We start from the raw sequence: 661 nt of genomic DNA on the forward strand, positions 1-661 counted from the left end.
CTACAGCCTGCTCTCTGTTGTCTCTGAAGAGTTTCCACTTTGTCGGCCGGAAGGCGATGCGGCTGTGGTCGCCGGCGGCGGCGCGTTCGGGCGACAGCTCGATCTCGACATGCGGATGGTTGCGGCCAAGGTCGAGTTCGAGATGGCGGGTGCCGGCAACGCGGCGGCTGGCGGTGACGAGGCCGGCGAGACAGCCGCCGCAGCCGTCGATCAGCTCGATGTCGTGCGGGCGGAAGTGCAGATTGGCCGGCCCGTCCGGCTCGGCCGGAGCCCTGAGCCCGATCGGCCGGTCCTCGAACCAGATCTCGCCGTTCTGGAGCGTGACGGCGAGCGCGTTCGACTGGCCGATGAAGCCGAAGACGAAGGGCGAAACCGGATGGTCGTAGATCTCGTCGGGGGTGCCGACCTGTTCGATCGCGCCCTTGCTCATGACGACGACGCGGTCGGCCAGTTCCAGCGCCTCCTCCTGGTCGTGGGTGACGAAGATCGTCGTGTGGCCGGTGCGGTCATGGATCTCGCGCAGCCACTTGCGCAGTTCCTTGCGCACCTGGGCGTCGAGCGCGCCGAAGGGCTCGTCGAGCAGCAGCACGTTCGGCTCGACCGCCATGGCGCGGGCGAGCGCCACGCGCTGGCGCTGGCCGCCGGACAGCTGCGCCGGATA

General features: G+C 68.8%; 1 protein-coding gene. It reads right to left on the reverse strand.

Features of this window, described 5'->3' with window-relative positions; translation table 11 throughout:
- Positions 1–661: sulfate/molybdate ABC transporter ATP-binding protein (locus AC070A_RS34635; protein WP_494773650.1), on the reverse strand; the 661-nt coding region annotated here is incomplete at both ends.

It is taken from the genome of Ensifer sp. GW101-20A05 (genome assembly GCF_059424735.1).